This is a genomic window from Cupriavidus sp. UME77 (assembly GCF_014170355.1).
GTDB lineage: Bacteria > Pseudomonadota > Gammaproteobacteria > Burkholderiales > Burkholderiaceae > Cupriavidus > Cupriavidus basilensis.
The window spans coordinates 57,515-83,014 of sequence record NZ_LZZU01000055.1 but is presented as its reverse complement, the minus strand read 5'-3'; the positions used below and the strand labels follow the sequence as shown (position 1 = coordinate 83,014).

General features: G+C 64.3%; 22 protein-coding genes. 4 read left to right on the top strand and 18 right to left on the bottom strand.

Features of this window, described 5'->3' with window-relative positions:
- Positions 1 to 43: 43 nt before the first annotated feature.
- The 10 genes from A9975_RS22395 to A9975_RS22350 all read right to left on the bottom strand — a co-directional run bounded on the left by A9975_RS22395 (position 44) and on the right by A9975_RS22350 (position 11,083).
- A complete protein-coding gene (locus A9975_RS22395) occupies positions 44 to 2,668 on the bottom strand; it encodes a glycoside hydrolase family 2 protein (RefSeq protein ID WP_183034726.1) in 2,625 nt (874 codons plus the stop codon).
- Positions 2,669 to 2,680: 12 nt separating this feature from the next.
- Entirely contained in the window at positions 2,681 to 3,673 is a 993-nt protein-coding gene (locus A9975_RS22390) for a DUF1839 family protein (protein ID WP_183034725.1), read from the bottom strand.
- Positions 3,673 to 4,677, bottom strand: a complete 1,005-nt coding sequence (locus A9975_RS22385; RefSeq protein WP_183034724.1) for an amino acid--[acyl-carrier-protein] ligase — start codon at positions 4,675 to 4,677, stop codon at positions 3,673 to 3,675. The genes A9975_RS22390 and A9975_RS22385 overlap by 1 nt, the downstream gene beginning before the upstream one ends.
- A 10-nt stretch (positions 4,678 to 4,687) precedes the next feature.
- On the bottom strand, positions 4,688 to 5,887 hold the full coding sequence (locus A9975_RS22380; protein ID WP_150989166.1) for an acyl-CoA dehydrogenase family protein: 1,200 nt from the start codon (positions 5,885 to 5,887) through the stop codon (positions 4,688 to 4,690).
- A complete protein-coding gene (locus tag A9975_RS22375) occupies positions 5,884 to 6,135 on the bottom strand; it encodes an acyl carrier protein (protein ID WP_043352647.1) in 252 nt (83 codons plus the stop codon). The genes A9975_RS22380 and A9975_RS22375 overlap by 4 nt, the downstream gene beginning before the upstream one ends.
- Before the next feature lie 127 nt (positions 6,136 to 6,262).
- On the bottom strand, positions 6,263 to 7,672 hold the full coding sequence (locus A9975_RS22370) for an undecaprenyl-phosphate glucose phosphotransferase (protein WP_183034723.1): 1,410 nt from the start codon (positions 7,670 to 7,672) through the stop codon (positions 6,263 to 6,265).
- Between the two features lie 126 nt (positions 7,673 to 7,798).
- A complete protein-coding gene (locus A9975_RS22365; protein ID WP_183034722.1) occupies positions 7,799 to 8,467 on the bottom strand; it encodes a phosphatase PAP2 family protein in 669 nt (222 codons plus the stop codon).
- Positions 8,468 to 9,131: 664 nt separating this feature from the next.
- The gene (locus A9975_RS22360) at positions 9,132 to 9,443 is read right to left on the bottom strand and encodes a hypothetical protein (protein WP_183034721.1); all 312 of its coding nucleotides are present in this window, start codon (positions 9,441 to 9,443) and stop codon (positions 9,132 to 9,134) included.
- A gap of 99 nt (positions 9,444 to 9,542) precedes the next feature.
- Positions 9,543 to 9,992: a response regulator transcription factor gene (locus tag A9975_RS22355; protein WP_183034720.1), complete on the bottom strand. Its 450-nt coding sequence runs from the start codon at positions 9,990 to 9,992 to the stop codon at positions 9,543 to 9,545.
- Between the two features lie 230 nt (positions 9,993 to 10,222).
- Entirely contained in the window at positions 10,223 to 11,083 is an 861-nt protein-coding gene (locus A9975_RS22350; RefSeq protein WP_183034719.1) for a LuxR C-terminal-related transcriptional regulator, read from the bottom strand.
- Between the two features lie 509 nt (positions 11,084 to 11,592).
- Between A9975_RS22350 and A9975_RS22345 the strand changes: the two genes are divergently transcribed.
- The gene (locus A9975_RS22345; RefSeq protein WP_183034718.1) at positions 11,593 to 13,299 is read left to right on the top strand and encodes a phage integrase family protein; all 1,707 of its coding nucleotides are present in this window, start codon (positions 11,593 to 11,595) and stop codon (positions 13,297 to 13,299) included.
- A 62-nt stretch (positions 13,300 to 13,361) separates the two neighbouring features.
- Here the strand turns inward: A9975_RS22345 and A9975_RS22340 are convergent, their stop codons facing one another.
- Both A9975_RS22340 and A9975_RS22335 read right to left on the bottom strand, forming a co-directional pair.
- Positions 13,362 to 14,375, bottom strand: a complete 1,014-nt coding sequence (locus A9975_RS22340) for a ParB/RepB/Spo0J family partition protein (protein ID WP_174425751.1) — start codon at positions 14,373 to 14,375, stop codon at positions 13,362 to 13,364.
- 2 nt (positions 14,376 to 14,377) lie between these two features.
- Positions 14,378 to 15,037, bottom strand: a complete 660-nt coding sequence (locus A9975_RS22335) for an AAA family ATPase (RefSeq protein ID WP_006159055.1) — start codon at positions 15,035 to 15,037, stop codon at positions 14,378 to 14,380.
- A gap of 364 nt (positions 15,038 to 15,401) precedes the next feature.
- Here A9975_RS22335 and A9975_RS22330 point away from each other — a divergent pair, with 364 nt between their 5' ends.
- Positions 15,402 to 15,605 (top strand): cold-shock protein, encoded by a 204-nt coding sequence (locus tag A9975_RS22330; RefSeq protein WP_043352637.1) that lies wholly within the window; start codon positions 15,402 to 15,404, stop codon positions 15,603 to 15,605.
- Between the two features lie 217 nt (positions 15,606 to 15,822).
- On the opposite strand, the gene A9975_RS22325 is transcribed toward A9975_RS22330, so the two are convergent.
- Together A9975_RS22325 and A9975_RS22320 are read right to left on the bottom strand one after the other, a co-directional pair.
- Complete coding sequence (locus tag A9975_RS22325; protein WP_150989192.1) at positions 15,823 to 16,917, bottom strand: replication protein RepA; 1,095 nt, start codon at positions 16,915 to 16,917, stop codon at positions 15,823 to 15,825.
- A 1,688-nt stretch (positions 16,918 to 18,605) separates the two neighbouring features.
- Entirely contained in the window at positions 18,606 to 18,809 is a 204-nt protein-coding gene (locus tag A9975_RS22320; RefSeq protein ID WP_006159057.1) for a cold-shock protein, read from the bottom strand.
- A gap of 886 nt (positions 18,810 to 19,695) precedes the next feature.
- Between A9975_RS22320 and A9975_RS22315 the strand changes: the two genes are divergently transcribed.
- Together A9975_RS22315 and A9975_RS22310 are read left to right on the top strand one after the other, a co-directional pair.
- Positions 19,696 to 20,166: a hypothetical protein gene (locus tag A9975_RS22315; protein ID WP_183034717.1), complete on the top strand. Its 471-nt coding sequence runs from the start codon at positions 19,696 to 19,698 to the stop codon at positions 20,164 to 20,166.
- Between the two features lie 125 nt (positions 20,167 to 20,291).
- On the top strand, positions 20,292 to 21,662 hold the full coding sequence (locus A9975_RS22310) for a sigma-54 dependent transcriptional regulator (protein ID WP_183034716.1): 1,371 nt from the start codon (positions 20,292 to 20,294) through the stop codon (positions 21,660 to 21,662).
- A gap of 57 nt (positions 21,663 to 21,719) precedes the next feature.
- On the opposite strand, the gene A9975_RS22305 is transcribed toward A9975_RS22310, so the two are convergent.
- From A9975_RS22305 to A9975_RS22290, 4 genes are all read right to left on the bottom strand, one after another.
- Positions 21,720 to 23,051: a transporter gene (locus A9975_RS22305; protein ID WP_255503373.1), complete on the bottom strand. Its 1,332-nt coding sequence runs from the start codon at positions 23,049 to 23,051 to the stop codon at positions 21,720 to 21,722.
- Between the two features lie 60 nt (positions 23,052 to 23,111).
- On the bottom strand, positions 23,112 to 23,903 hold the full coding sequence (locus A9975_RS22300) for a hypothetical protein (protein ID WP_183034715.1): 792 nt from the start codon (positions 23,901 to 23,903) through the stop codon (positions 23,112 to 23,114).
- Position 23,904: 1 nt separating this feature from the next.
- Complete coding sequence (locus A9975_RS22295; RefSeq protein ID WP_183034714.1) at positions 23,905 to 24,597, bottom strand: C39 family peptidase; 693 nt, start codon at positions 24,595 to 24,597, stop codon at positions 23,905 to 23,907.
- 80 nt (positions 24,598 to 24,677) lie between these two features.
- A complete protein-coding gene (locus A9975_RS22290; protein ID WP_183034713.1) occupies positions 24,678 to 25,484 on the bottom strand; it encodes a hypothetical protein in 807 nt (268 codons plus the stop codon).
- Between the last annotated feature and the right edge of the window lie 16 nt (positions 25,485 to 25,500).

The window sequence follows — 25,500 nt, the reverse complement described above, 5'->3', positions numbered from 1 at the left end:
GGCGGCGCTTCGCGCCGCCATCGCCTAGCGCTTTTCCGCCTCTTCAGGCGCCTGGCGCGCTGTAGGCAATCGCGCGGCGCGCATTGAGGGCATGGACCTCCCCCATCGGGATGGGATCTGCCTGCGCAAGGCCTAGACCCTGCGCGCCTTCACGGCCTCCACCTTTCGGGCCGTTATCGGGTAAGAGCTTCACGCGCCGCTGGCTGCCGGGCGCGAGATGGAACCAGTCGTGTTCGGCGCGAAAGGCGATATCGTCGATGTGCACCCAGCGCGCAAAGCGCCGGGTCGACACCGTGAGCCACCAGTCGCCGTCCTCGCGCGCCACGCCGACCGTCAGCTCCGGCGGCTCGAGCGCGGCCGCGCTGCGATCGGGCAGGTAGCAGGCCTGGCTCAGCAGGGCGCCGTCGCAGGGATCGAGCAGCGCGGCGCGCACCACGTCATGCAGGCGCGGTCCGAAGCGATAGGCGTATGTGAAATCGAAAAAGGCCCCTGCCAGCGCGGCGCCGCTGATGCGCCGCGTGGAGCGCGGGGCCAGGCACAGATCGCGCGCGACATCGAGCAACACGGTCTCGCCGTCACGCCAGCATTGCAGCTGCAGGCGCACATTGCGCGGCGCGGCGCTCTCATTGATCAGGTGCAGGTGAATGCCATTGAGGCCTTCGTCGGTGATCAGCACCTGTAGCGGCTGCCACACCTGGCGCAAGGCATGCCAGGCCGACTTGGGCCGGGCCAGCGCATCGACAATGCCCCAGCCCGCGCCGGGCAGCAGGTCCTGCAGTTGCCACACCAGGCCACCCGAGCAGGTCGAGCCCGCTCGCCGCCATTCGCTGAAGACGTCGGTCATCAGCTCCGCCACCACGGCGCGGGACAATGCCAGGTAGCGTGCCGTGTCCTCGTAGCGCAGGCGCGGCGGGTCCACCTTGAACAATTCGCGCAGATAGAAGTCGCGCACGTCTTCGAAGTCCCAGCCGCTGCCGGCGTCGCGCGGCACACGGGCCTTCCAGCGCGGATCATGCACGGGCGGCACCGCGAGCGCGTCCGCCATGGTCCGCGCGCATGGCACGTTGGAAAACGCCAGGCACTCCGAGGTAAACCGCACATTGGCGCGGCGCGCGTCGTCAAGCGGGCGCTGGTAGGCGCCCACGCCGTAGTAGTGCGTCACGCCGCTGTCGGCCTGGAAGGGCCATGCGCCGCCGCACGGCGAGTTGCGCACATACACCGCGTCGGGATGCCAGGCCGCAATGCACGCCGGAATGATCTCGTCGAACAAAGGCTGGCGCCAGGTGGCCGCGGGCGTGCCCATCATCGCGGCCTGCTGCTCGACTTCGCTGCCGCCGCACAGCACCGCCACACTGGGATGGTGGCGATGCGCCGCCAGCCACTCGCTGACCTCGCGCTTGGCCTGCGCCATCAGCGGGCGCGCGGCCTCGGCGCTGGCCGAGTAATCGAAGTTCGCAAACATGAAATCCTGCCAGACCAGCAGGCCAAGCGCATCGCACGCGTCGAAGAAGGCTTCTCCCTGGTAGCAGGTGACGCCGCTCACACGCACCATGTTCATGCCCGCGCCGTGCGCCAGCACTAGCCACTTCTGTATTTCGTCGGGAGCGTCGGCGTGGCTGGCAAGGTCGTGGCTGGTCCAGCAGGCCCCGCGGCAAAAGATACGCTCGCCGTTGACGCGCAGCGCAAACCCCTGGGCGTCCTCTTCTCGGTCCGCCAGGCCGTCGGTGCTGCCCTGGACGGTTCGGTCGAGCTCGATGCGGCGAAAGCCGACCTGCCCGCACGCGATGCGCTCTTCGCCCAGCCGCAGATGCACCGCATAGCGCTCGGGCGCGCCGTGCGTGTGCGGCCACCACAAGCGCGGCTCGGCCACGGACAGCTCGCCCTCGTAGACGATGCCGCCGGTGCCGGCGTCCACTGCCTTCATGGGTGCCTCACGGCCATCGGCGCACAGCATGATCGTCGTCGCCGACGGCAGTGCTGCCACGTCACGCAGACGCAGCCGGATGACGCCACCCTGCGCAGCATCGCCGGCCAGGCTTGCCTGCAGGTCCAGGCGCGCCGTCAGCAGCGGGCTCGCGTCAGTGGCAAGGGGCAGCAGGTCGATGCCGCGCCAGGGCCCGATCGTGTGCACGCTTGGGCACCAGCCGGGCATATGGCCAAGCAGCGTGGTGCGGACCAGGCGCAATGTGGGCGGCGTGATCATGCGCGGCTTCCAGCGCACCGGCCCGCGCTGCGTGCGCAGCCAGCGGTGCAGCGAGCGAAAGCACAGGCAGAGCACATGCTCGCCATCGAGATGGAGCTCGGCCTCGAACGCCGTAAACATGTTCTGCGCGTCGAGCACGCGCACCTCATCCAGCCAGACCTCGGCCACGGTCGCCAGGCCGTGCAGGCGCAGGCGGTACGCGCCCGCGCCGGACACCGTCACGCGGTACCAGTAGTCGTGATCGTGCAGCGGGCGCGGCGCCGCCGCCTGCCATTGCCCCGCAGCCTGGAGCGCCTGCGCCACGGTCCCGGGCACCTGGGCCGCCATCCACGGGCCGCGCCCGGCCAGCGCCGCGGGCGATGCCACGGCGCCGGCGGGCGTCTCCAGCAAGGCCCAGTCGCCGGCGATCGGCTGCCGGTGCACAGGTCGCCCGGGGACAGGTGTCAAGCCAAGCGGCGCATGCATGGCGGGCGGCCCTCAGTACTCGGCTTCGCCCACGTAGCCCGCCAGCGCCGGCACCGCCGCCTCGTAGGAGGCCTCGAGCTGGTCCAGGCAATCCTGGCAACGATCCACGCGGCGGCTGATGATGGAGCGCACCAGGCGGAACTGCATCACCATGGCCTCGGACGCGAGCTTCTGGCACGCACCCGCTATGCTCTCGGGCATCGGCTGGCCATGCTGCGCCAGCCAGCGCAGGTACTGCCCGAGCAGCTCGAAGTTGGCGCCGAGCTGGCGCAGCACGCTAAAAGCGTAGGGATGGAAGGTCTGCTCGCCACCGGCCATCAGCGCTTCCTGATGCGCGGGAAACGCCGTGCGGAAAGCCGTGATGGGATTCTGACGCGGACGGCGTGCCAGGTGCTTGCGCAGGAGCGCCAGCGAGGCGCGCACCAGCATCGTTCCTTCCAGCGCGGGAAACCGGCGGCGCGCCACCTCGGCGTAGGGGAACAGCAGGTTCACGTCGTCCGCCAGCGCGGGCAGGCGGCGGAACAACCCGGCGTAGTCCTCGCCGGTGGCCACGTGATAGCCCTCGTTGTGGTAGTAACCCACGGACTGCGCCTCGGGCATCATCACATCGATGCCGATGGTGGTCTTGGTATGCTCGCGCCGGTACGACGTAGCCCGGTTGTCCGGCAGGTAAAAGCCATCCACCTCGAGCAGCACCACGTGGCCGCGGCAGGTCTGCCCGGCGACGCGGTCTTCCATCGACTCATACAGCGACAGCTCCTGCACCACCACGCCGTAGAGACGTTCGAGATCGTCCGGCGGGTATTTGAAGAAGGTGAACTGATCGCCCTCGAAATCCTGCGACACGGTGAACCCGAGCGCCGCAACCGGGTCCAGCCCCCAGCCGTGCAGCAGTTCGATCCACAAGTCCACATAGCAGTTGGTCTGCGGCCAGACGGGATTGCCATTGTGCAAGGCGTGCGACACGTGCATGCCGCGCTCCAGGGTTCGCGGGTCAACGAGCATTACAGCCCTCCCAGGGTGGCGCGTACGTCCTTGGGCCACAGCGACAGGTCGAAGCCGTGGTGGCGCAGCAGCGCCAGCGTCAGGCGCTCGATGCCAAATCCCACACAGCCGGTGTGTGCCGGCTCACCGTCGGCGGTGCGCAGCGCCCACACCTGGCCGAAGTGGTCCATGTGGTAGTTGAAGCTCATGCACGCCGTGGGCGGGGCGCCCTCGTTGATCGGGATGAGCAACTCGAACTTGAGCTTCAGCTCGCGCTGGCTGTCCGCCACGATCTTGCCGCCACGCCCGAAGAACGGGTCATTGGCCACCTCCACCTCGTGCGGAAGCTCGAGCATGGTGGCCAGTTGCTGGCCGCGCTCCATCCACAACTGGCGAAAGGCGATGATCTGCCCGGCATTGCCCAGGCGCACATACTCACGCTGGCGGAACATCTGCATGCGCGCCGGATCGATCGAAGGCTCGTGGCGAAAGCAATACGACAGCACGTCCACCACCAGCCCCTGCGGCGGCATCGGGCCGCGCCGCGCCACCGCCGGATAGATCGGATAGCAGGCGGCCGGCGTGAGCACCACGCGGGTCGGCCGCTGCTCGTCGGCCCATTCCTCGCCCGCCTCCATCCGCGCAAGCAGGCGATGATGGTCGCGATCGCTGCCGCAGAAGCTGTGCACGGTGCCGGCTAGCTGCGGAAAGCTCTTCAGGTAGTCGCTAGCCTCGAAATCCTGGCGCGACATGGCGGGCGGAAAGCGCATCACTTCCGCACGCTGGTCGGCGCCGAGCGCGGTGACGGCCACGTTCAGGCCGTCTGCGATGGCCTCGAACACCGCGCTGCGGCCATAGACGCCATCGACCCCGCTTGGGATCAGCAGGCCCGCCTCGATCAAGGCTTGCTGGTAGCGCCGCTGGCCTGCCTGCGGATCGCTGTACGAAGGCGTAGCGGCCGACGCGCCGGCGGCGTCCGCGGGCGCGGAATTGGCGCGATCTTCCACGCTGACGTTGGCATCCATATCGTGCTCCTTAGCTGGAACGCTCGGCCAGCAGCAAGCTAGCGGTGTTGGTCAGGATCCGGTCGTTGTTGATCATCAGCGGCGCGGACCAGAGATCGCGCAGGTGACGCCCGAGGCTGTAAGGCGTGCCTTGCTTGTATCCGGCCATGCCGCAGATCATCATCGCTTGCTGCACCACTTCGATCGCCATCGTGCTCACGCTGGTCTTCAGGCCGTTCATCTCCGCGGCGAGCGAGAACAGCGCCGACACCGAGAGCCCCGCGTGACGCTGGCGCTGGTGCGCCAATGCGAGCTCAAGCCGCCCTTCCATCATCTGCACCATCGCCACCGCATCGGCCACCCGCGTGGCCGATGGCGGCAGCGAGCCCGGGCGCGCACGCGCCTGGCCCTGGAAGAAAGCCTTGGCGCGCTGCACGGCATCGCCGGCGATGCCGGTCCACAAGGCGGCCCACAGGATGTGCGAAACCGGCGTCATGGTGCCGTCCGCGATCTCGCCGAACGCCACCGGCAGGATCTGCTCGCAGGCGCCGCGCGCCTCCAGGCGAAAGCCGTTGCTGCAGGTACCGCGCATGCCAAGCGTGTCCCAGGTGCTGAGGCTCTGCAACGTGAAATCGTCTTTGAGCAGGCACACCATGACCTGGTCCGAGGGCGAGGCATCGGCATGGCGGCGCGCGGTAGCCAGGATGGCGTCGGAATGCGCGCCGTAGGAAATCGTGGGCGCCATCTTGAGCAGATGGAAGCGGTCGTTCTCGACATTGACGGCGCAGCCGCTGTTGCGCAGGGCGCCGCCGATCGCTTCCTCGGAGGTGGCCGAGGCAAGCAGCAATTGCTCCGAGGCAATGCGTTGAAGCAACTGCTCATGCCAGGGATTGCCCGTGCCGTGCTCGACGATGCAGGCCACCTGGATCTGGTGCATGGCGTAGACCATGCCGGCCGAGGAGCAGGCTGCCCCCAGCACGCGGCAGATAGCCGCGACCGTGTCGAGCGACGCGCCCGCACCGCCGTGCGCCGCGGGGACCATGGCGCTGAGCAGCCGGTGCTGGCGGATCGCGGCAAACGCGTCGTGCGGAAACGCTGCGTCACGGTCAACCTGATCGGCGTGCTTGGCCGCTTCGAGCGCGGCAAGCTGCGCCGCCGCCATCAGCTCGGCGGCGGTGGTATGCGCGACCATCGGGCGTGCCAGGTCCACGCTGGCTAGTGGGGGGCTCATGCTGCCTCCTGTTGCTGTCTTAGCTGCTCGGCCGCCGCTGCCAGCGAGTTGACGCTGCGAAAGAGTTGCCGGGTCAGCATGGCGTCCGGGATCTCGATATTGAATGCATTCTCGATTGCCAGCATCACATGGACGGTCGCAAGCGATGACAATCCGGCTTCGTAAAGATCGGCCTGGTCGTCGAGCGCATCTACCGACACGTCGAGCCGCGCCACATCGGCAAGGATTTGTCGAATGGTTGCCTTCATCTCTGGTTCTCCTCGGTGAGGATGGTCGGGTTTCATCATTGGGCCGCAGCTGCTGGCCCGTTTCGGTGCGCTGGCCCACCAACTTCGCATGTGGGTTGGCGGCGCGGGTGTTTGGGGGACGAATTGCTCAGAACGCCTCGCGTCCCGTCCAGCCATGCAGCGCGGTGCGCAAGATAATGTGCAGGTCCAGGCTGAAGGACCAGTTGCGGATGTAGAAGATGTCGAACTCGATGCGCTTGCGCATCTTCTCTACCGTGTCGGTCTGGCCGCGAAAGCCGTTGATCTGCGCCCAGCCCGTGATGCCGGGCTTGACCCGGTGGCGCAGCATGTAGCGATCGATGACCTCCTTGTAGATCTCGTTGTGCTCGATGGCGTGCGGGCGCGGACCCACCACCGACATTTCGCCGCGCAGCACGTTGATGAACTGCGGCAGCTCGTCCAGGCTGGTGCGGCGCAGGAAGGCACCGATGCGCGTGACGCGGGCATCGCCGCGAACGGCCTGGGTTACGCTGCCCGCGTCCTGGTGCTGCACCATGGTGCGGAACTTGTAGACGTGGAACGGCCGGCCATCCATGCCCAGGCGAGTCTGGCGGAACAGGACAGGGCCGGGCGACGAGCGCTTGACCAGCACGGCGATCAGCAGCAGCAGCGGCGACAGCCCGACCAGCGCCGCCAGCGCGAAAGCGCGGTCGAAGCTGCCCTTGAGCAAACCCGTGATGCCCGACTGCGGCGGGCTGTTCAGGTCGATGACCGGCAGGCCGAGGAAGTCGCTGAAGCGATGGCCGAGCAGTTCGACCGACATGATGTCGGGCACCCAGCGGATGTCGATCAGGTCGTTGCGGAAATGGGACACCACGTCATAGAGATCGCGGCACGCAGCCATCGGCAGCGTCAGCCAGATTTCGCGCACGCCGTTGTTGCGCACAAACGTGCAGACCTGCTGCAGCGAATCCAGCCGCGTTACGCCCGCGGGCACCGGCTGCTCGGTGCCTTCGTCGTAGATGCCGGCCACGTCGTAGCCCGCGCCGCGATTGTTCCGTACGCGCTGGTACATCTCGTGGCCGAGCGATCCGTAGCCCAGGATCACCACGCGCTTGGCGTTGATGCCGTGCTCGCGCACGCTGCCGAGCATGCCGTAGAGCACCACCCGGGAGGCCAGCAGCATGACGGCCACGCTCAGGACCCAACCCATCGACCAAAGCCGGGACAGCGCGGCCGACTGGTGCATCAGGTACGCAGTGACCAAGCCGAGCATGCACACCGCGCCCCAGGCCGCGAGCGTGCGCACCGCCAACGCGGCGCGGCTGCGGCCCCGCCAGGAGTTGTACAGGCCACAGGCAGGGAACACCAGCAAGGTGCTGACCGAACACAACACGGTGATGAAGCCATGGACGGGGGCGGCGCTACGCAGGCCTTGGGGGAACAGCAGCTCGCCAACCACCGCGCCGCAGGCGGCAACGATAGCCGCATCGGCGAAGCGATACAGGATTTGCAGGGCGGCCTGCCTCTCGGCAACGAATGCGCGGACCGTCGACATGATTTGCCTCCATCCGGCGAGCCGGACTTGTTATGCAGATCATGGTTGCGCCGCGGCAGCGGTACCGTCTGTTTGCTTGCGCACACACGCGCACGGGGCACTTGCTGGCGGGCCGGGCCTCCCGGCTCAGCGCAGCGAGGCGGGCGGCAGGCAGGCCAGCACCGCGGATCCCTCGCGCTGCCCGGCCCATTCGCGCCATTGCCCGCGCTGGAACGGCTTGTCGCGCCCGGCCAGCCGGGCGGCAAGGATTTCGAGCCAGTGATGCGTGGGCGCGGCGACACCAACCGCCGGCACGCCCAGCATCAGGACGACCACCAGCGCGGCTGCCAGGGCCGGCGCGGAGCGCGCCGGCCGCCGGCCCCGGAAGATGAAGCTCAGGCTGACGGCAAATCCGAGCGCAAGCCCGCCCAGCACTTCCGAGCCTGAATGCGCCTGCAGCTTCAGCCGCGAGACGCCCACCAGCAACGCTAGCAGCAGGCCGATCCCGCCGGCGCCAACGGCTAGACGAGGATGGCGGGCCGACACGATCAGGTAGAGCAGCACCGGCAATACCGACGCCGACATCATGCTATGCCCGGAAAACCCCGTGAAGTTAAGCGCCGCGCAGCCAATGCCCCAGCCCATGAAGGCCAGCTTGGAGGCCAGCACCACCGCGGCGGTCACACCGAAACCCAGCACCCACCGGCGTGCGCTGGCAACGGCGCCGGCATGGAACAGCCATGCGGCGATCAACACCGCGCAGGGCAGCAGCAGCGAGGTTTCGCCGAAGCGGGAGATGAGATGCCAGGCAATCATGGTGGCTGTTTGGGGATCGAGCACGCGAGCAAAGTAACACAGTTGCGTAACGGACTTGCCAGCAGGCAAGCCTGCTGCGCAGGCTTTCGGGTCGGCCTCAACCCAGCCAGAAGCATGAGGCGGCCACGGTGCCACCCGCGGGCCATGCGGCAATACGAAGCATGCGCTGGGCTGGCGGGTTTCCGTGGGAACTGGCGGGCCAGCCCTTCAGCCATGTGGCAGATGCATCTTCTGGTCGATACAGCTACCGCCGGTGTTTGGCTATCGTCGGAGAGTGGCCCGCCGAGCGGAATCGAGCCGGCCACTTTAGAGTCCGCATGGTCCCCCGGTCGGCGGACTCTTTTTTTTGTGCGGTTTTTTGTGCGGCCCCCTCGGATCTCGGCAATTTCGCGGGCAGCCACCGCCGGCGGCAAAAGAAACAGGCCACGGTTTGCCGCCTCTGCGGGCTGGCTCGACCGTAGCCATCAAGATCCGGCGCAGCAGGTGCTGCGACCGAAACACGCGTGCGCGCATCCATGCCGGCATGCGCACCGGAAAAAGCTCCGGTCCCCCGAACACGCGCTCGTCGTCGCCCCCTCTTGCCTTACTCTCTCTATCTTGCGGCGGATGAACAGCCGATTGCATCCCGCGCTGCTACCGGGATACCCCAAATAGCGGCCGCGGCCTAGCCGGCCGCCGGCTCATGCACGTGCTCCAGCGCCGGTTCGCTCGCCACCACCACGCAGTACTCGTGGCGCGCGAGCAGTCCGGCCCACACGGATGCCATCTGCCTGCGTGCTTCCTGCTCACCGGCAAAGGTAGCTGCCGCGATCGCGGCGGCCTCGCAGGCGTAGCGCCTGCCATGCAACTCTCCGCGATACAGCAGCGGTTCATCGCGCCCGGTAGTCAACCTGATTTCGTAGCAGCACGCCCACTTGCCCCGGCCCTCCGGCACGGCAAAGCCGCGCACGACCAGGATATCCAGCCCGTTTTCCATACGACCCCCTGTGCATCGCGCGGCGGCCGGCTTGACATTGAACGTCCCGGCTTCGTTATCCGCGCACTTTCAGCATAGGCAGCCGCACCGGCGCGCGCATCATCCCCTTGCCGTAGACCCACCTGAACCGATGGGGGAGGGCGGTGGCATGGCAAAAGCCCGGCGCGGAAAACACTGGCCCCCTGCGCGCACCAGCGCCACCGCAGCCCGCGTTTGCTCGGGCGAGGCTGGCACCGGCAGGCAGCCGCTAGCGCCAAGGCCAGCGGCGTAGCGCGCGAACTCGGGGTCGGGGGACTCGCACATGACCAGCCAGCGCCGGGGCGCCAGGCGGGAGTGCAGTGCATCGAGCAGGCGGAAAGAATCGGTATCGGTGCCGCTGCAGTCAAGCAGCGCGAAATCGATGGGACCCGGGGGTAATTCGGCCGAGGTTGCCTCCAGCAGCCATTCGGGGGTCTGCGATAGCACGGGGGCGAGCGCGGCAAGCTCGCGCAGGTGACGCAGCACACCCCGGCGCAGCATCATGTTGTGGGCAAGCAGGAGCGTTGTCATCGGCTGTGGGCGACAGCGGGTTGCGTTGGTTGCGTTGGCTGCGCGGGTTTCGCTAAGCCAGCGAGTGCCAGGCCAAGCTTCCCGCAAGAGCCACGTGTTTGTTGATCAGGGTAGCAAGTACAGCACTACGCCGCCTCGTGCATTCGGATGAGGCGGCGTGTTGCGGAAGATGGAGTCGCTGGTGCTCTGGGCCGCCGGGCGCCACTTCGCGCGCCCGGCGGGACTAACAATCAGGCCGCCTGGCAGACACCGGCCAGCTCGACCGGCGACAGCCCCGCGCCGCCAACCGGCACGGCGGCGGTTGCCGGGCCCGGCCAGCTCAACTTAGCGCCACGCTGCAACGCTACGTAGACTGCCTCGCCCTTGTTGCGCACGTGCAGCCGCTGGTAAAGGGTGCAGGCATGGGTCTTGGCGGTAGCCACCGAGATGTTCAGCAGGCGGCTAACGGTCTTGATCGGATAGCCGCGCGCCAGCAGCGCCAGCACCTCGTACTGGCGCTCGGTAATATTAAGCAGGTGCGATCCGGCCGAAGGCGTTTCCGGCTCGGGGGCGGCGTCGCCCGGCAAGTGCTGTGCCGCATGGGCGGCAGCGCCATGTTCGCCATCTGCCTGGGTCGGTCCGGCGTGCAGATGCAGCGTGGCCGGCGACGGCCTGGCCGGGATCGAGGGCCACGGCACAGGACTCGCGTCGGCGCGCGCTGCCTGGGCCCGGGCGGGAAAGCACTCGCCATCCGCAAGGACAAGGCGGATCGCCGCATCCAGCATGTCTGCGCTGCAGGCCTTGGACAACAGGCCGCGCACGCTGTCGGGCATGGTGGCGCCGTTCTGCGGCGACAAGATCTGCTCGGATAGCACCAGAACCCGCTTCGGCATCAGTGTCTGGCAGGCCTGGTCCAGTTCCTGCCAGCTCAACGCCGGGTCCGCCGACAATCCATAGATCATCAGGTCGGCATGGCAGAGCCACTCGGCAGGATAAGGCAGTGTGCCTGGATCGATATCGACAAGGTCGCCGTGGAGGCCGGCCTGGGTCAACAAATGGCGCAGACCCAGGCGCAGGAGGGGATGAGGCTCGATCAAGAGGATTGTGGCCATGGCCGCTCTCTTTTTTTGTTACGGCATGGCGAGCCCCGCGACAACCCGCACATGCTAACGGAAATGCCCACTATGCTGCGGTTGCATTTCCATACGATCCGTTTCGTCTCCAGGCCGTGGCAGCGTACCCGTCCAGGTCCGGCTGCCCGACTGACCATCCCGTGGAGTCGCTTTCGAATCGCCCCGTTTGCGCTTTTTTACGCTGTAGATGTTTCTTAACTCAGAGTTTAAAAAATCTAACTCTGGGTCTCAGGATATGCACTGGCGGGGGTGAATGCAAGTCAGGGTTACACCCGGCAAAGCCTGTCGTGCAATACCAACGGCGCTGGGCGAAGCGTCCGGATCGGGCTGCCCCGGGCGGCTTACAGAGGAAAGCAGGAGGAAAACGGGGCATTTCGCCGGTATAATTATCGGCATTGAACTTCACTATGCATTTATACCCGGATGCATTTAGCGATTGAATAAGTGCCTTATGAATCAAGATCTTAGCGACCAAATCGAGCGTTGTCATGCAACCCGGTAAGGCCCCTAACCTGAGCCTCACCCGCAGCGAGTTTGCCGCTGTGCGGGCCTACGTGCAGGGCATGCCGGCTGCCATGGTAGCCGGGCGCTATCTCAGTGATGACAGCGACGACGACGACGCAGGTGGCGAATCCGCCTTGCGGGTGCTGCTCGGGCTGCGCGACCGCATGGTGCAGTTGGCGCACCTGCATAGCCGGCAGGATCTGGCTGAACTGCTGGAAGGTGGTCCCGGCCGCTCCAACCGGGGCATGGATCGCCGGGTCGAAGCCCTGGCCGAGCTGGAACGGCTCGGTACCGCCCAGCCCCGAGCCGATCATGGCATCGAGCTCTGGTTTTCCCCCGCCCTGGCGAGACGCTTGCGGGCACAAAAGATATCTAATCTGCATATTTTAGTGGACCTTGCCAACCGCCACGGCAATGCGTGGTGGCGCTCGGTACCGCGCATCGGCGCCCTTGCCGGGGCGGCGATCAACCGGTGGCTGGCCGAACATCGCGATGTCGTCCGAGATGCGCGGGGGGAGCCTTTGCTGCGGGAGCACGTTTTCGCGCGGGGCCGCCTGGTCGAAGCCACGCTTGGCCCGCGCTTGCACCAGCTGGTGCCGTTTGAGCTGATGCGCGAAGAAGAATCGGGTACGGTAACCGCGACTTCGCTTAATAGTGATGCAAAAGGCGCTTTTGTTAGCGATCTTGCCGCCGTTCGGGCTTGGCTCGCAGCGAATCGGGCGCAGCAAAGTACCTGGTTAGCCTACCGCAAGGAGGCCGAGCGGCTTTTGCTTTGGACGGCAACGGAGCGGCGCAAGCCGCTGGCCATGCTGGATCGGCAGGATCGCGAGGACTATTTCGCGTTCCTTCGTCATCCCGCCCCCGTACGATTGTGGGTCGGGCCGCGTGCACCAAGGGAGTCGGTGGCATGGCGGCCATTCACCGGACCGTTGTCGGAGAGCAGCGTGCTCCATGCCTCGCGCATCCTGGGCGCGCTGTTTGAATGGCTGCAAGGCCAGGGACATATTGCGGAGCATGTCTGGCAGCCCGAGAGCCAGTCGAAGAGGGCGGCGTTGCGCATGGCTGTGCCAGTGGCCACTGGGAGCACCCTCGAACCCGAATCGCTGGCCAGATTCCTTGACTGGCTAGCTGCCCAGGGCCGGGATCCGGAAGGCATTCGGTATCGCGCCGCCGAGGCCGCAGTCCGCTTGTTGCAGGAACAGCCGATCGGATTTGCAAGCCTGGCGACGTTCACGCGCGACAAGCTCGGCGTGCACGAAGAAGTTGGTACGCATGAAGAAGTTGGTACGCCCGGTGCCGGGGATGGACACCGCAAGGACGAGGGTCTTAGCGAAGCCGCTCGCGGCTCACTGGAGCGTCACTGGCAAGACCGCGGGCTGGATTGGGGTAGCCTGGCCGGCCAGCCGATCGTGCTCGTCGGCCCACCCCGGCTTCCGCCTACCGGTCGTGCCCGGCGTAAGGCTGAGAAGTCGCCGGGCTCGGGCTACTCGGTAAGGGGATTGCATGCCTTGCTGAGCCAGGTGATCGAGCGGTATCGGGAAGCCGAAGATGCCGAGTTTGCGGCTCGCTCGCCGCGCGACCTGGCGGGGCGAAGAACCCGGGTGAAGCGCAATGGGGCGGGAGGCGAGGCCCCTGAGCAATCCGGGGCCGGCACGGCGGATGATGTTCATGTCGTTGCGGCCCCGGAGTGACCGGGCGGGGTGGGTGATCGCTGCCCTCCCCTCTCGACTATGGACTATGACTATGCAGGCTGTCAGCTAGCGGTCTTTTCCAGGCCGAAGCGCGCCTTGAGGGTTTCGACCAGCGCTTCGCGCGCGCCTCGGTCGTTCACTTGCACATCCAGCACCACGCGCCCGGAATCCCACTCCTTGATCGTGCCCAGCAACTGCCCAGCGTCGCTGCGGATCTTGTACTGGCGGCTGATCTCCTTGATCTTGCGTGCCTTGCCTTCCTGCGCGTGCTTGCGAATCGCCTCGACCTCACGGCTGGACAGGCCCTCCGCCATGATGCGCGTGGCCAAGTCCCGTGTGCGGTCCTCTCCAACAATCTTGCAATAGAGCGTCAGCTCATAGCCGGTGGCAATCCCGATTGCGCTGGGACGCTCGCGCATGACGCCCAGGACCGACTCGGGCAGTCTGAGCAGCGCCAGTGTCTTGTTAACCGTGCCGGCTGACATGCCTGTCAGTTCGCAGATGTCTTCCTCTTTCTGGACCTTGCCTTCGTCCAGCAGTTGCCGCCAGGCAATCGCGTTGTCCAGCGCCGACTGGTCCGAGCGTTGCTCATTGAGCAGGAACGACAGCCGGTAGAAATCCAGGTCATTCAGGTTGCTCTCGATGAAGCACTCCATCTCGAGCTTGCCCGCGGAGGCTAGCGCCCGCTTGCGGTAGTGGCCATCGATCAGGATGTAGTGCCCCGGCCGGGCCGGATCCGGCGTCGCCAGGCCCGGTGTCTTCTGGCCATGGGTGGCAATCGACGCCGCGCGTTCCTGCACCACCACAGGGTCGTAGATGCGGCGGGCGTTGAACGGATTGTCGTGGAGCTGCGCCAGCGGCACCTTCATCAGGATCCGGCCGCCCTCCTCCTCAGACTCACTTTCAGCGCTGAAAATGGGGCTCGGCTCTCTGCCGCGCGCCTGAAGCAAGCCGTTGGGGTGTTGCGAAATTGCCGCTTCGGCGCGGGCAAAGCGATCGATCGCGTCCCCTCGTGTCTTTTCTGCCGCCATTCCGGCCAACATGCCTGCTTTAAGGCTTTTCAATTTTGTCGCCATACCTAGTGCTCAATCAAAGACAATACTTCGTCGACCATCATGTCGACTTCCTGCACGGACTCACGCGCGCCGGCCACGCCGTGCACGGTGCATCCAATCGCCTGGCATTCACGGAACGGCGAGCGCGAACCGATCATCGATTGCATCAGCGGGATTTCCAGATCGTCCCCCAGAATCTCGATCGCCTGGCGCGCAATGGAAACGCGCCGCTGCACCATGTTTGCCATGACGCGGATACGCAGCGTTTCGTTCTGGACCTGAGCATGTTGGGCCAGGGTCTTCGCGGCCACCGCCGCCCAGAGGTCTGGAGGTGATGGGACGACAGGGATGATTGCCAGATCGGATATCAGCAGCGCGCTTGAGGGTGCTGCCGAATGTACTGCGGGAGGGCAATCGACCACGATGTAGTCGTAGTCCTGGATGAATTTCCTCACTTCGCGGTGCATTGCACCGCCGGACGGCGCCAGGCCGATCACGGATGCAGGAAAAGGCCGCTCGTCGCTTGCTTGCGCGGCCCAGCGCGTTGCCGTGCCCTGCTCGTCCATATCGACAAGCATCGATCGCGCGCCGCGCAATCCGAGCGTACCTGCGAGATGCATGCTGACCGTGGTCTTTCCGCAGCCGCCCTTTTGGTTGAAGACCGTGATGATTTTAGCTGGCACTACGACCTCTCTTTCAGCGCTGAAAGCGCGATTATCGCTAGCCGCAACTTTAGTCAAAGTGACGTGCTGGCTCAACTGTTTTTTGAATTTTTATTTTAAATATAAAATTAGCGAAGATATTTCGCGTTATGGAAACGAAAGATTTCCACTTGAAATGCGGCACGGAATACGCCTAAAGTAGCGATAGTGCGTCTTTCGGCGCACATGACACAACTAGACAAACTGGTTATGATGCCCGCAACAGTCGAGTCAAGTCGTGTCACCTCGCGGCGTCCGTTCGGTAACTACGAGAACTTAGCGTGCTTGAACGGTTGTTAGCGTTGTTTGCGTTGTGTACAAGAACTTGCTTCGAAAGGAAATTCACATGACAACCGGTACGGTCAAATGGTTCAATGAGACCAAGGGCTTTGGCTTCATTACCCCGGACGACGGCGGTGCGGATCTGTTCGCGCACTTCTCCGAAATTCAGGGTTCGGGCTTCAAGACGCTCAAGGATGGTCAGCGCGTCACGTTTGAAGTAAAGCAGGGCCCGAAAGGCTTGCAGGCATCCGCCATCAAGCCGGCCTGATCTCACGAATCACGCCGAAATCGCAGACTGCGCCTGGCTCTCGGGCTTGACGCGGTAGGCAAAGCAAAAGGCAAGCGTTTTACACTTGCCTTTTGTGCTTCTTGCAGGGCAAACAATGTCTGCGCTGCAACCAGGCACCTTTACGCAATTTCTGGGGGCCCAACGAAAAACCCGCCAGCTCATTCAGCAGGCGGGTTCGGCAATGGTGCGGCCAGCCTCAGGCGAGCTTGCGAACGCTCGTACGGGAAGGCTGCAGAATCAGAGCCTTGGACGAATCCGCATCCACCTTGGCACCCGGATAGACAACCAGCACATCCTTGAGCGCCTTACGGAACAGTGCACGGAATTTCCGCTCACTTTCGGTTTCAGTGCCGAACTGCATTTGCAAGGCTTCCCACGGAATCTCGGTACGCCGCTGGATCGTGAAGAAGCGGTAGGTCAGCCAGGAGTATACGTCCAGCGCGAACGGCGACTGCTTGAGTGCCTTCAGCGCGCGCATGTCAACCGGAACGGGCCGGTTAACCAGCTCATTGAAAAATGGCTCTGACAGCACCACAAAGCTCTCGAACATCGAGCCCTGCCCCGGCTGCATGGGATCCCACCAGGTCGACAGCTGGTCTGCCAGCAGATAGCCGACGCGATCGATCGAAAGCGGCTCGTGGCTCTGGTTCTGATTCTGGCTCGGCGTGGACTTGTTCTGGACGATCGCAATGGTGGCGGAGAACAGGCGGATCATCTGCTGTCGCACCAGGGTCATGGTGCCACGCTTGCCGCCAGTGGCCATCGGAATGCCCAGGTTGTACATGAACTCCGACAGCGAATTGCCCAGCGAGATGCGGCGGTCCTCGACCGTACCGGTAAACTCGCCGCGCTTTTTCTTGGCCATGATCTCCTTGCCGATCCAGGCAAGCATCAGGCGCGGATAGGAGCCGTAGGGATAGCCGAGCGAGACCGTTTCGGACACGAGTTTTTGGCGTCCGTTGCTGGCCTTTTCTGAACGCTGCTGGGTGAAGTATCCAGGCTGGATCATCAGCGAAATATTTCCGCTGGTTCGCGTCCACACGGGTGGAGCGCCCTTTGGCGCCCGGTAAGGCAAGGTGACCTGCACACTGGCTCGGCTCAAAAAGCCGACTTCGCCGCTTTGCCACGCATCTTCACGCTCCATGGCCTGGGCTTCGTCGAACAGGCGCTGGAATTTCTCGGACGGAACCAGACTGTTCTCGTCGCCGGGAACGATGATGCGGGAGGGCTCACTGTCCATATCTGCTGGACCGCGGGACCCAAGGATGGTCTGGCTGCGTTTGATGGGCATATTGGCGTGCTTCGGAATACACGACTTTTTACGCGAAGCAATCCGCCTTGTCACGCAGAAACGGGTTCGGTTGACGAATTTCCTGCAATGCCGCGTGTTTTGGGTGTGCTGGGTCTCATGGCTGATTGCATGGTGGACTGCGGTGGGCAATCCCGAAGGGTTGTCCACGGAAGGCCAGCCATCAGCTACCGGTAAACGTTAAGAGTACGGGTTAACTACTTGTAAACCGTATACGGGAGACCCAGGGCCTTGATTCTTATGAGGAAAAACACCCTCTGCGAACCCGATTCTGCGTGAAACCGTACTCGATTCTGCGAAGTGCTGTACCAGATTCTGCGGTATACCGAACCCGTTTCAGCGCAAAGCCCGAACCGGTTTCTGCGTGGATAACTCCCTGTTCCCACAGGCTTTTCCACAGCCGGAGGTACCAAAAGCGTACCTGTTTCTGCGGACGCCGAGCGCTTTTCACCACGTATACCGCGTAAACCGGTATTCCGGAGTAGTTATCCCCGCAGAATTTGGTACGCACCCAGGTTTACCAAGGCTGGCCCCGTCACCTCGCGTACCCAATTCTGCGTAGCGAGCGCCCCTGTCGTTCCATTTGCGTACCCAATTCTGCGCTGCGGCATTTGAAAACCCGTTTTTCAGGGACCACTCACCCAAAACGTACCCGTTTCTGCGGCGTACCCAATTCTGCGAACCCGCGTTCCGAATCGCCTTGCGCCAAAAACGTACCCGTTTCTGCGGACTCCCTGCGACCTCGTTTTCCGACACGCGTACCCGTTTCTGCGCCCTCGGAACCGGTTCCGCCAAACACAGAATTCCCTTCTTTCTATTATACACAAGCTTTGTATTGAAAGCGAGTGCTTGCACTCAAAAATAGTGAATAAGCAAAGGGATTTTTGTGGGCGTACCCGTTTCTGCGCGTGTTCCCGATGAGGCTGGTGCTGACGCGGTCGTACGCCGCGGGCACCCGTCCGTTGTGCGTACCCGTTTCTGCGGCCACGACCCGGCCGGAAAGGGGGCTATGCGTACCCGTTTCTGCGGGAAAAGAGCCAAGTCGCCCTTGGACAAGGACTTTGGGAGGGGAGGAGGCGTGGAATACGGTCGAGGGGCCGCGTGAAGGCGCCCGCTGAGTGCCAGAAAACGCGATCCGGGTCCTTAGGCGTACCCGTTTCTGCGCAATTTCAGGCGTTTGAGCTGTTGGGGCAGCGGGAAGAAAAAAAAATGGCGTACCCGTTTCTGCGTTGCGATATTGCGTCAGTCAACCCCTTGCGCGATGCCTGTGGAGATGCTCCCAGCGCTCGGATGCCGGCGCGCGGTGGAATCCCACGCCTTGCGTACCCGTTTCTGCGTGCCTTGATCGCCGCCTGGCCTCAGGATAGGCGGCAACGGGCTAGGAAATGGCGGTTTCGGGGATGGGCCGTACCCATTTCTGCGTGGGGATTCGGAGGCATTCCGGAAACGAATTGGCCGCGGGGATCGGTGCGTACCCGTTTCTGCGTGCTCTGTGGGGGTCAGGGCGATGGCGTCGCCAGGTGAGAACGGTGGCGCCGCTCCCATGGCGATCCCGCTGTGGCGCGGGATCCGGGCGAGGCCGGGAGGGATTGCTGGACAAAAAAAACCCCGCCTCAAGAGGCGGGGTTTTCCTGACTGGGCGCACCCCTAGTGGGGTGCCAGTCTACTGCTTACAGCGGCGTGATGTTCGCAGCTTGCAGGCCCTTCGGGCCGTTCTTGACTTCGAACGACACGCGTTGGTTTTCCTGCAGCGACTTGAAACCGTCGGAGCGGATTTCAGAGAAGTGCGCGAAGAGATCGTCACCGCCAGCGTCCGGCTTGATGAAACCGAAGCCCTTGGCGTCGTTGAACCATTTAACGATACCGGTTTGCATGGTATTGCTTTTCCTGGGAAAAATTTAAAAGAAACGGATAGCTCACGCATATCCGAGCAAAGCAACTCAAGGAAAGGACACCATGGACAACGGAAGTACCATGACGGTGGCTAACGAATGTGCTGTTGCCTCGTCGCTTGAATCTAGCGGGGTTTATACGGCGGATTAGCGCCAGCGTCAAGGTAGGGTCATTCTGGATGTCTGCCTGGATCCACTGCGAGCCACGGTCGGATCATCATGTTCTTCAGATGAATCCTATTCGCCGCTGGTGTCGTCTCAACCGCGCCGGCCCTGCTTTACGTGTCCAGCCTGCCGCGCGGACTGGTGGAACTGGGCCAGGTGACGAGAAAGGCGTACCCGTTTCTGCGTGGCCGGGCGCGAGCCTCCCGCCCTGCCCTTCGAATCGGCGGCGTACCTGTTTCTGCGTAGCTGGCGCGTACCCCCGGGACAAAATTCGCGTACCCATTTCTGCGCGGAATGTAAGTGACCAATTACCTCGCGTGGCAGATTGTGTGTGCCAAGGCGCTCATACTAAAGGATGATATTCGGCTGAGTACCCATACTGAGGGCTGGACAAACCGGCCTAAATGCACTGAACTAGAGGCGTGGCAGATTGCGGGGCGCTTCAAGGCGCCCCTTCTTGACTCCGGCATTCCGGGGCTGCGCCAGCTGACTCAGCGTCTTCAGGCCTGCAGTAGCGATACAACAAGTCCATCTCAAGCAAGAGGGCAAGGACTGAATGAGCAGACCATCGCCAAGATGGCTTCGCCACCACGAAAGGAGCGAGCGGAGACACGCCCGCCCGACAAAAGCAAACAATAAGACTAAACAAAAGTGGTAATCGCGAACGTGTAGTGCCGGGGGTGTTGTTCAACGGGGATCAATCATGACTGCAGGAGAAATCCGGCGACCCGCCATGGGGCCCATCAGCGAGTCTGCTAGTCTTTCCATTCACCGTGCCTGGGCGGCTTTGGGAGAAGCCGCAGCCGAGGCACCGCACCGAAGCCGCGCCAGCGAGCGCGGCGACCCTGCCGCCAGTATCGTCGAAGCGTTCCTGAGCCAGGAACAGGCGTTGCCGGCCTACGCGCGTGCCGCGATCGAACAGTTGCTGCAGCGACAACAATCGATGGATGGCGAGTTGTCCCGCCAGCGCGCGCTGCTGCAGGAATGGATTCTCAGCCAGTTGACCTACAAGGCGCTCTATTACCGGTATTCCGGCCAATCGCCTGAAGCACCACGCGCTGAGTTGATGCGCGAAAAAGACCAGGTGCGCCGACGTATTCGCGACCAGCTCCATGCCGGTAGCGACCACAGCGCTATTCTTGGAGAGCAGTCCCGCAGTTTGTCCAAGCCGTAATGCCGACGTTGCGCGTGGGGGATCTCCCCCAACCGACTCAGCTTGACCGCACACGGGGCCCGCACGAGAGCGGGACCGCGGTGCAAGCCGGAGTAGTCAAGATGCTCAACGTCAGGGAGAACGTTATGGACCGACTGTGCAAGGCGGCGACACGCACCGCACAGGTGTTGGTCGTATCTCGCCACGAACCCTATGGATTTGATCCGGCCCAGTTCGGCTCCGGCTGGGAGATTCGCCACATCCAGCAGATCCGGGACCTTAGCCGGGTGGTGCGAGGCAGCGCGCCAATGGCTGGCGTGCTCGATCTCGAGACGGAATACAGCGATGCCGAGCTGATGCAGCTCGAGCAGAGCCTTCAGTACCTGCACGTGATGTGGGTGGCGATCACGTCGTCGCGCATGCTGGAGGACGAACGCGTGAGGCGGCTGATACGCGACTACTGCGTGGACTACGTGCGCACGCCGTTTTCGTTCAGCGAACTGCTCTACACGCTGAAACATGCCCACGGCATGGCCTGCCTGCATGGCGCGCGCAGCCACGAACTGATCGGCCACGGCCCCATGATCGGCGAGTGCGCGGTGATGCGCAGCATGTTCCGCTCGCTCGCCAAGGTCGCGCACAACGAGGCGCCCGTCTTTATCTCCGGCGAGTCCGGCACCGGCAAGGAGCTGGCGGCGCAAGCCATCCATGAAGCCTCGAGCCGGCGCAAAGGCCCGTTCGTGGCGATCAACTGCGGCGCCATTCCCCCGCACCTGGTGCAATCCGAGCTGTTCGGCTATGAAAAGGGGGCGTTCACCGGTGCCAACCAGCGCAAGATCGGCTGGATTGAGCAGGCGCAGGGCGGCACGCTGTTTCTCGATGAAATCGGCGACCTGCCGCTGGAAAGCCAGGTAGCCCTGTTGCGCTTCTTGCAGCAAGGCACCATTACCCGGCTTGGCGGGCACCAGTCGATCCCGCTGGATCTGCGCATCATCTCGGCGACGCACGTGGACCTGGTGGCGGCGCAATCCGACGGACGCTTCCGTGCCGACCTGTTCCACCGGCTATGCGTTCTGACCTTGTCGATCCCGCCACTGCGCGAGCGCGGGGAGGACATCCTGCTGCTGGCCAACTCGGTGCTTGCCGAGCATGGCCACGAGGCGCATCGGCGCATTCGCGGATTCTCGCCATGTTCCACCCAGGCCATGATGCAATACGAATGGCCGGGCAATGTGCGCGAACTGATCAACCGGGTACGGCGCGCGATCGTGATGACCGATAACCGCAAGATTACCGCGGAGGACCTGCAATTGCACGGCGGCAGCGATTCGCCACGCAAGACCCTGGACGCGATCCGCGAGGAGGCGGAACGTGAGGCGATCCGTACCGTGATGGCGAGCCACGGCTTCCACGTAGTACCCGCCGCGCGCGAGCTCAACGTCTCGCGTGTCACCTTGTACCGGCTGATGCACAAGCACAATATCCGGATCGAAGCGCATCCCGGCGCCGGCGATTAGCCTGCCAGCACAGTACAGTGGGCTACGGCCCGCTTTTCTTGTCCGGCCGGGGGGCGCTCAGAACGTATAGGGAAAACGCAGCGTCACCGTGTAGTTCGGCGCATCCGGGGTGAGTCCGAGGCCGATCGCGGTACTCACCGACAAGCCTTTGGTGATCACGTGATTGAAGCCGAATGTCATGGTGGCCACGTTGGCCCGGCTGCCGATCACAGTCTGCGTGACACCCGCGGTGGTGACCTGCGTGCTCGATGAGATGGAGGCATTGAAGGCCATTGACATCGACGTGCGGTCGTTGAGCGCAAGAGCCAGGCCGCCGCCGAAGCCGATGGTGTCGCCCAGTTTCACGTCGGCCGGCGTGACTTGCCCCTGCACCGAGGAGATATCGCTCACCGAGCGCTTGATGTTGTAGGTGTAGCTGGCATTGACGAACAACACCACGGGGTCATAGGTCTTGAGCAGCGACAACCCGGCCGTCACGGCCCATACGCCGTTGCCCGTCGGCAACTGGTCGGCGATGTTCAGGTTGTTGTTATTGGGATCCGCCGACACCAGCTTGATGCCGAACGGCGAGCGCCCGGTGGGCGCGCGCACGCGGATGCTGCCGACCACATCGGGCGCGGCGCCGCTCTCGCGCAGGAACTGGTAGTACAGGCCCATGCTCATATCGCCCAGCGCCGTCGTGCTCAGCGTGGCATCGGACAAGCTCGAGGCGGAGCCGCCCGCGCCGCCGGAGATGAAATTGGTGTTGCGGTACATCACCGGCAGATCGAAGTCCATCGACAGGCGGTCGGACAGGCCGTAGCGTGCGATGGTGTCGTACGTGAGCGTGTGCGACTTGGTCTGGTTGAGGTTGATGGTGCCGAGGAAGATGGCGTCCAGCGCCAGGAAGCCGGACAGCGACAGCGCGCGCCGGTCGTAGTAGCTGTAGATGAAGCCGCTGTCGATGGTCAGGCGCCGCTCGAACAATGGCGCATGCTCGCTCTGGTAGACCAGGTCCTTGCTCTGCACGCGCGCCTGTTGCTGTGTCTCGCGCGCATCCGAACCCACCACCGGCGTGTCGCCAGCGGGCGTTGCGGTGGCCGTGCCGCTCGCGGCAGGGCTTGCGCTTTGTGCCAAGGAGGGAACACCGGCGGCGGTCATTCCGCCACCGGCGTTCCCGTTGGCACTGCTCCCCGTTCCTGCTACTACCCCCCGCCCGCGCGCCCCGACCATTTCCAGGTCGTTCAGGCGCTGTTCGAGAGCCTTGATGGTCTTGTCTTGTTGCTCGACCAGTTGTGTCAGCCGTTCGATCCGCTCGTCGGCGCTGGGCTGGGCGCTGACCTGCGCCCACGCGCCAGCCGAGATCAGCGTACCCGCCAAGGTACCCATCAGAGCGAGTTCGGTCTTCATCTTTCCCCCCGGAAATCTGAATGGGCGCGAAGCGGGTGCGCCAGCCCTGCGCATGCTGGATTATCGTCGCATCGTTGCGATCGCCGCTAGTGCGTCCCGCATGCTGGTTTGCGTCAGTTGCCGGATCGTCAGTTGCTGCACCTGCAGCGTAATGTTGGTGAGGTTGAGCACTTGCTGCGCGTCGCCCGTGATGCGTGCTGTCTGCATCAGGCTGCCGCCTTGCGCATTCTGCGTGGCGCTGCCCGCGGCCGACTGGATGGCCAGCGACACGCCGCCGCCTGGCGCGGCCGTGGCGCTGGCGGTGATGCCGTTGGCGTGTGCCACTTGTGCCGCCGGGTTGTTGCCTGCCACGTTCGTCGTGGGCGCCGCCGCGATGGGTGTGGTCTGGGTCGCGATGGTGCTGACGTTGCTGGCCGAATTGCCATCGCCGACGATCTGCGCGACCTGGCCCACGCCCGCCACCTGCACCGCGGAGCTGGCCGTGCCGCCATTGCCTTGCACATTGCCCGGGGCAAGGCTCTGGACGTGAGCCGACAAGCTCGCCGTGGCCTGCGCCACCGCGTTGCTGGTGGCGAGGTTGGCGGCGGCGACGCGGGCGGTCGCCGTGGCGATCGCCGTATCGTTCTGCCAGCGCGAAACCATTTCCACAACAAAGCCGCTGACCAGGCTCGCGCCAAGGTACTTGCCGCGCACGCCGGCCATCTCCGCATCGGAGACGAGTTCCGCCATTGCGGGCGAGGCCATCACGTCGCTGGCATCGTCAGCCGCCGTGGATGCCAGCGCAAGCGTTGGCGTGACCAGCGCCATGCCGGCGGAGCAGCTCAGGCAGAGGAGGCGCCGTGCGGTGTCCATGTCAGAAGTAGTCCATCCGTATCAGGCCAAAGTCAAGCGCCGCGGGCACCATGCCCCCCGCCAGCGCGGCGTTTGTCCGGTCGCGCAAGGCGGGCGCGGCGAAATCGAGCAGCGGCGAGTTCGGATCGAACGGCCGGCCGACGATGGCGAACACCAGCCCGTTCCAGTTCGCCGCGAAATCCTCCTCCTTGATGATGCGGTTGCCCAGTGCCGGATCGGCTACGAACACGCGCCCGTCGATGGCCTTGCGCACCACCACGAAATGCAGGTAGCCGTTGACGTCGAGCAAGGTGATGACCGGGATCTTGAGTTGCCGCAGGGCGCTGTAGTCCACGCGGAACCCCCGCCCGCGCAAGCCCAGTGTTTCGACGTAGTTGCGCATGTCGAGCATGGAAAAGCCGTTCTTGACCACGGTGTCGGCGTCGGAGATGCGCAGCATGTCCTCGACGATCCTGGGTTCCGCCAGGTCATAGCCGTAGCCGTAGCGCAACAGCGTGCCTACCGCGGCCGCGCCGCAACTGAAGTCAAGCTGCTGGCGCATCATGTTCTGGTAGCGCATCTCGAGCATGCTCTTGACGGGCTTCCTGAGCATCGGCTGTCCGTCGATGTCGATCGTCATCGTGCTCTGGCCATTGGCACCGAATGCCGCCGCTAGCAGCATGCATGCCCCGGCCACGCGGAATAGCGCGCGCATGACACTCCCCCTTGGGCGGGTTGAGCCGGTGACCCCCGGGTCCCGGCTCTCCTACCGCGTTCGTGCTGTTGCCGCAGTGCTTAGTGGGTCGCCGTGGAAATGGCGAGCCCGTTGCTCTGCGCGTTGCCGGCCCCGGCGGCGATATTCACGCCGATGTTGCCCACTGCGTTGGCCAGGGCGCCGCCGTTGAGCGTGGCGGCGTTGTTCGGCCTGCAGCCACACATCGACAGGTCATTGCCGTAGGTGGCCTGGTCATTGGACGCGGTGGCCTTGGCCAGCGCGCCGACGGGGGCTCCCCCGTTGCGGCCGGTGCTGCCGCTGCCCATATTGACCGAGGCCGCCAGCGCGTTGCTCTGCAGGTTGCCGGCGCCCGCGGCGATGTTCACGCCGACGTTGCCCTTGGCTCCGGCCAGCATGTTATCGCCCATGCTGGCGCTGTTTGCGGCGCCGACCATGTGCATGCCGTTATTCGCGGTCTTCTGACTCGAGAACACCTGCGCCGAGGCGAAGACATCCGACGCGTCGATGCTGGCCAGCGCGGCCTGGTTGGACTGGCCGTTGCCCGCGCCCGCGGATATGTTCACGCCGATGTTGCCTTGCGCATTGAACAGCGCGTTGCCGCCGCCGAATGCGCTGTTGGTGGATGGGCCGATACGCACGCTATTGTCGCGCGCGCTTTGCTGGCTGTTGACCACCGCGCCCGATTCGGACCTGAAGTGGATATCTCCCCAGGCAAAGCCGAAGCCACGGACATAGATGTCGTTGCTGATCGCTGTCTGGCTGTAGATATCGGCGTCGTCCGGCCGGTCGAAATAACTGAAGCCGCCCGCGAATGCGCTGGTTGAAAGCGCAATGCCCGCTGCGATGGCGAGGATTTTCGTTCTCATGGTTTTCTCCTTCCCT

Coding starts and splice junctions, on each gene's coding strand:
- A9975_RS22315 (WP_183034717.1), top strand. CDS start 19,696: ATGACTGCAGGAGAAATCCGGCGACCCGCCATGGGGCCCATCAGCGAG.
- A9975_RS22345 (WP_183034718.1), top strand. CDS start 11,593: ATGCAACCCGGTAAGGCCCCTAACCTGAGCCTCACCCGCAGCGAGTTT.
- A9975_RS22325 (WP_150989192.1), bottom strand. CDS start 16,917: ATGCCCATCAAACGCAGCCAGACCATCCTTGGGTCCCGCGGTCCAGCA.
- A9975_RS22380 (WP_150989166.1), bottom strand. CDS start 5,887: ATGAGCCCCCCACTAGCCAGCGTGGACCTGGCACGCCCGATGGTCGCG.
- A9975_RS22395 (WP_183034726.1), bottom strand. CDS start 2,668: ATGCATGCGCCGCTTGGCTTGACACCTGTCCCCGGGCGACCTGTGCAC.
- A9975_RS22365 (WP_183034722.1), bottom strand. CDS start 8,467: ATGATTGCCTGGCATCTCATCTCCCGCTTCGGCGAAACCTCGCTGCTG.
- A9975_RS22340 (WP_174425751.1), bottom strand. CDS start 14,375: ATGGCGACAAAATTGAAAAGCCTTAAAGCAGGCATGTTGGCCGGAATG.
- A9975_RS22385 (WP_183034724.1), bottom strand. CDS start 4,677: ATGGATGCCAACGTCAGCGTGGAAGATCGCGCCAATTCCGCGCCCGCG.
- A9975_RS22330 (WP_043352637.1), top strand. CDS start 15,402: ATGACAACCGGTACGGTCAAATGGTTCAATGAGACCAAGGGCTTTGGC.
- A9975_RS22300 (WP_183034715.1), bottom strand. CDS start 23,903: ATGGACACCGCACGGCGCCTCCTCTGCCTGAGCTGCTCCGCCGGCATG.
- A9975_RS22310 (WP_183034716.1), top strand. CDS start 20,292: ATGGACCGACTGTGCAAGGCGGCGACACGCACCGCACAGGTGTTGGTC.
- A9975_RS22350 (WP_183034719.1), bottom strand. CDS start 11,083: ATGGCCACAATCCTCTTGATCGAGCCTCATCCCCTCCTGCGCCTGGGT.
- A9975_RS22305 (WP_255503373.1), bottom strand. CDS start 23,051: ATGAAGACCGAACTCGCTCTGATGGGTACCTTGGCGGGTACGCTGATC.
- A9975_RS22390 (WP_183034725.1), bottom strand. CDS start 3,673: ATGCTCGTTGACCCGCGAACCCTGGAGCGCGGCATGCACGTGTCGCAC.
- A9975_RS22370 (WP_183034723.1), bottom strand. CDS start 7,672: ATGTCGACGGTCCGCGCATTCGTTGCCGAGAGGCAGGCCGCCCTGCAA.
- A9975_RS22290 (WP_183034713.1), bottom strand. CDS start 25,484: ATGAGAACGAAAATCCTCGCCATCGCAGCGGGCATTGCGCTTTCAACC.
- A9975_RS22360 (WP_183034721.1), bottom strand. CDS start 9,443: ATGGAAAACGGGCTGGATATCCTGGTCGTGCGCGGCTTTGCCGTGCCG.
- A9975_RS22295 (WP_183034714.1), bottom strand. CDS start 24,597: ATGCGCGCGCTATTCCGCGTGGCCGGGGCATGCATGCTGCTAGCGGCG.
- A9975_RS22375 (WP_043352647.1), bottom strand. CDS start 6,135: ATGAAGGCAACCATTCGACAAATCCTTGCCGATGTGGCGCGGCTCGAC.
- A9975_RS22320 (WP_006159057.1), bottom strand. CDS start 18,809: ATGCAAACCGGTATCGTTAAATGGTTCAACGACGCCAAGGGCTTCGGT.
- A9975_RS22355 (WP_183034720.1), bottom strand. CDS start 9,992: ATGACAACGCTCCTGCTTGCCCACAACATGATGCTGCGCCGGGGTGTG.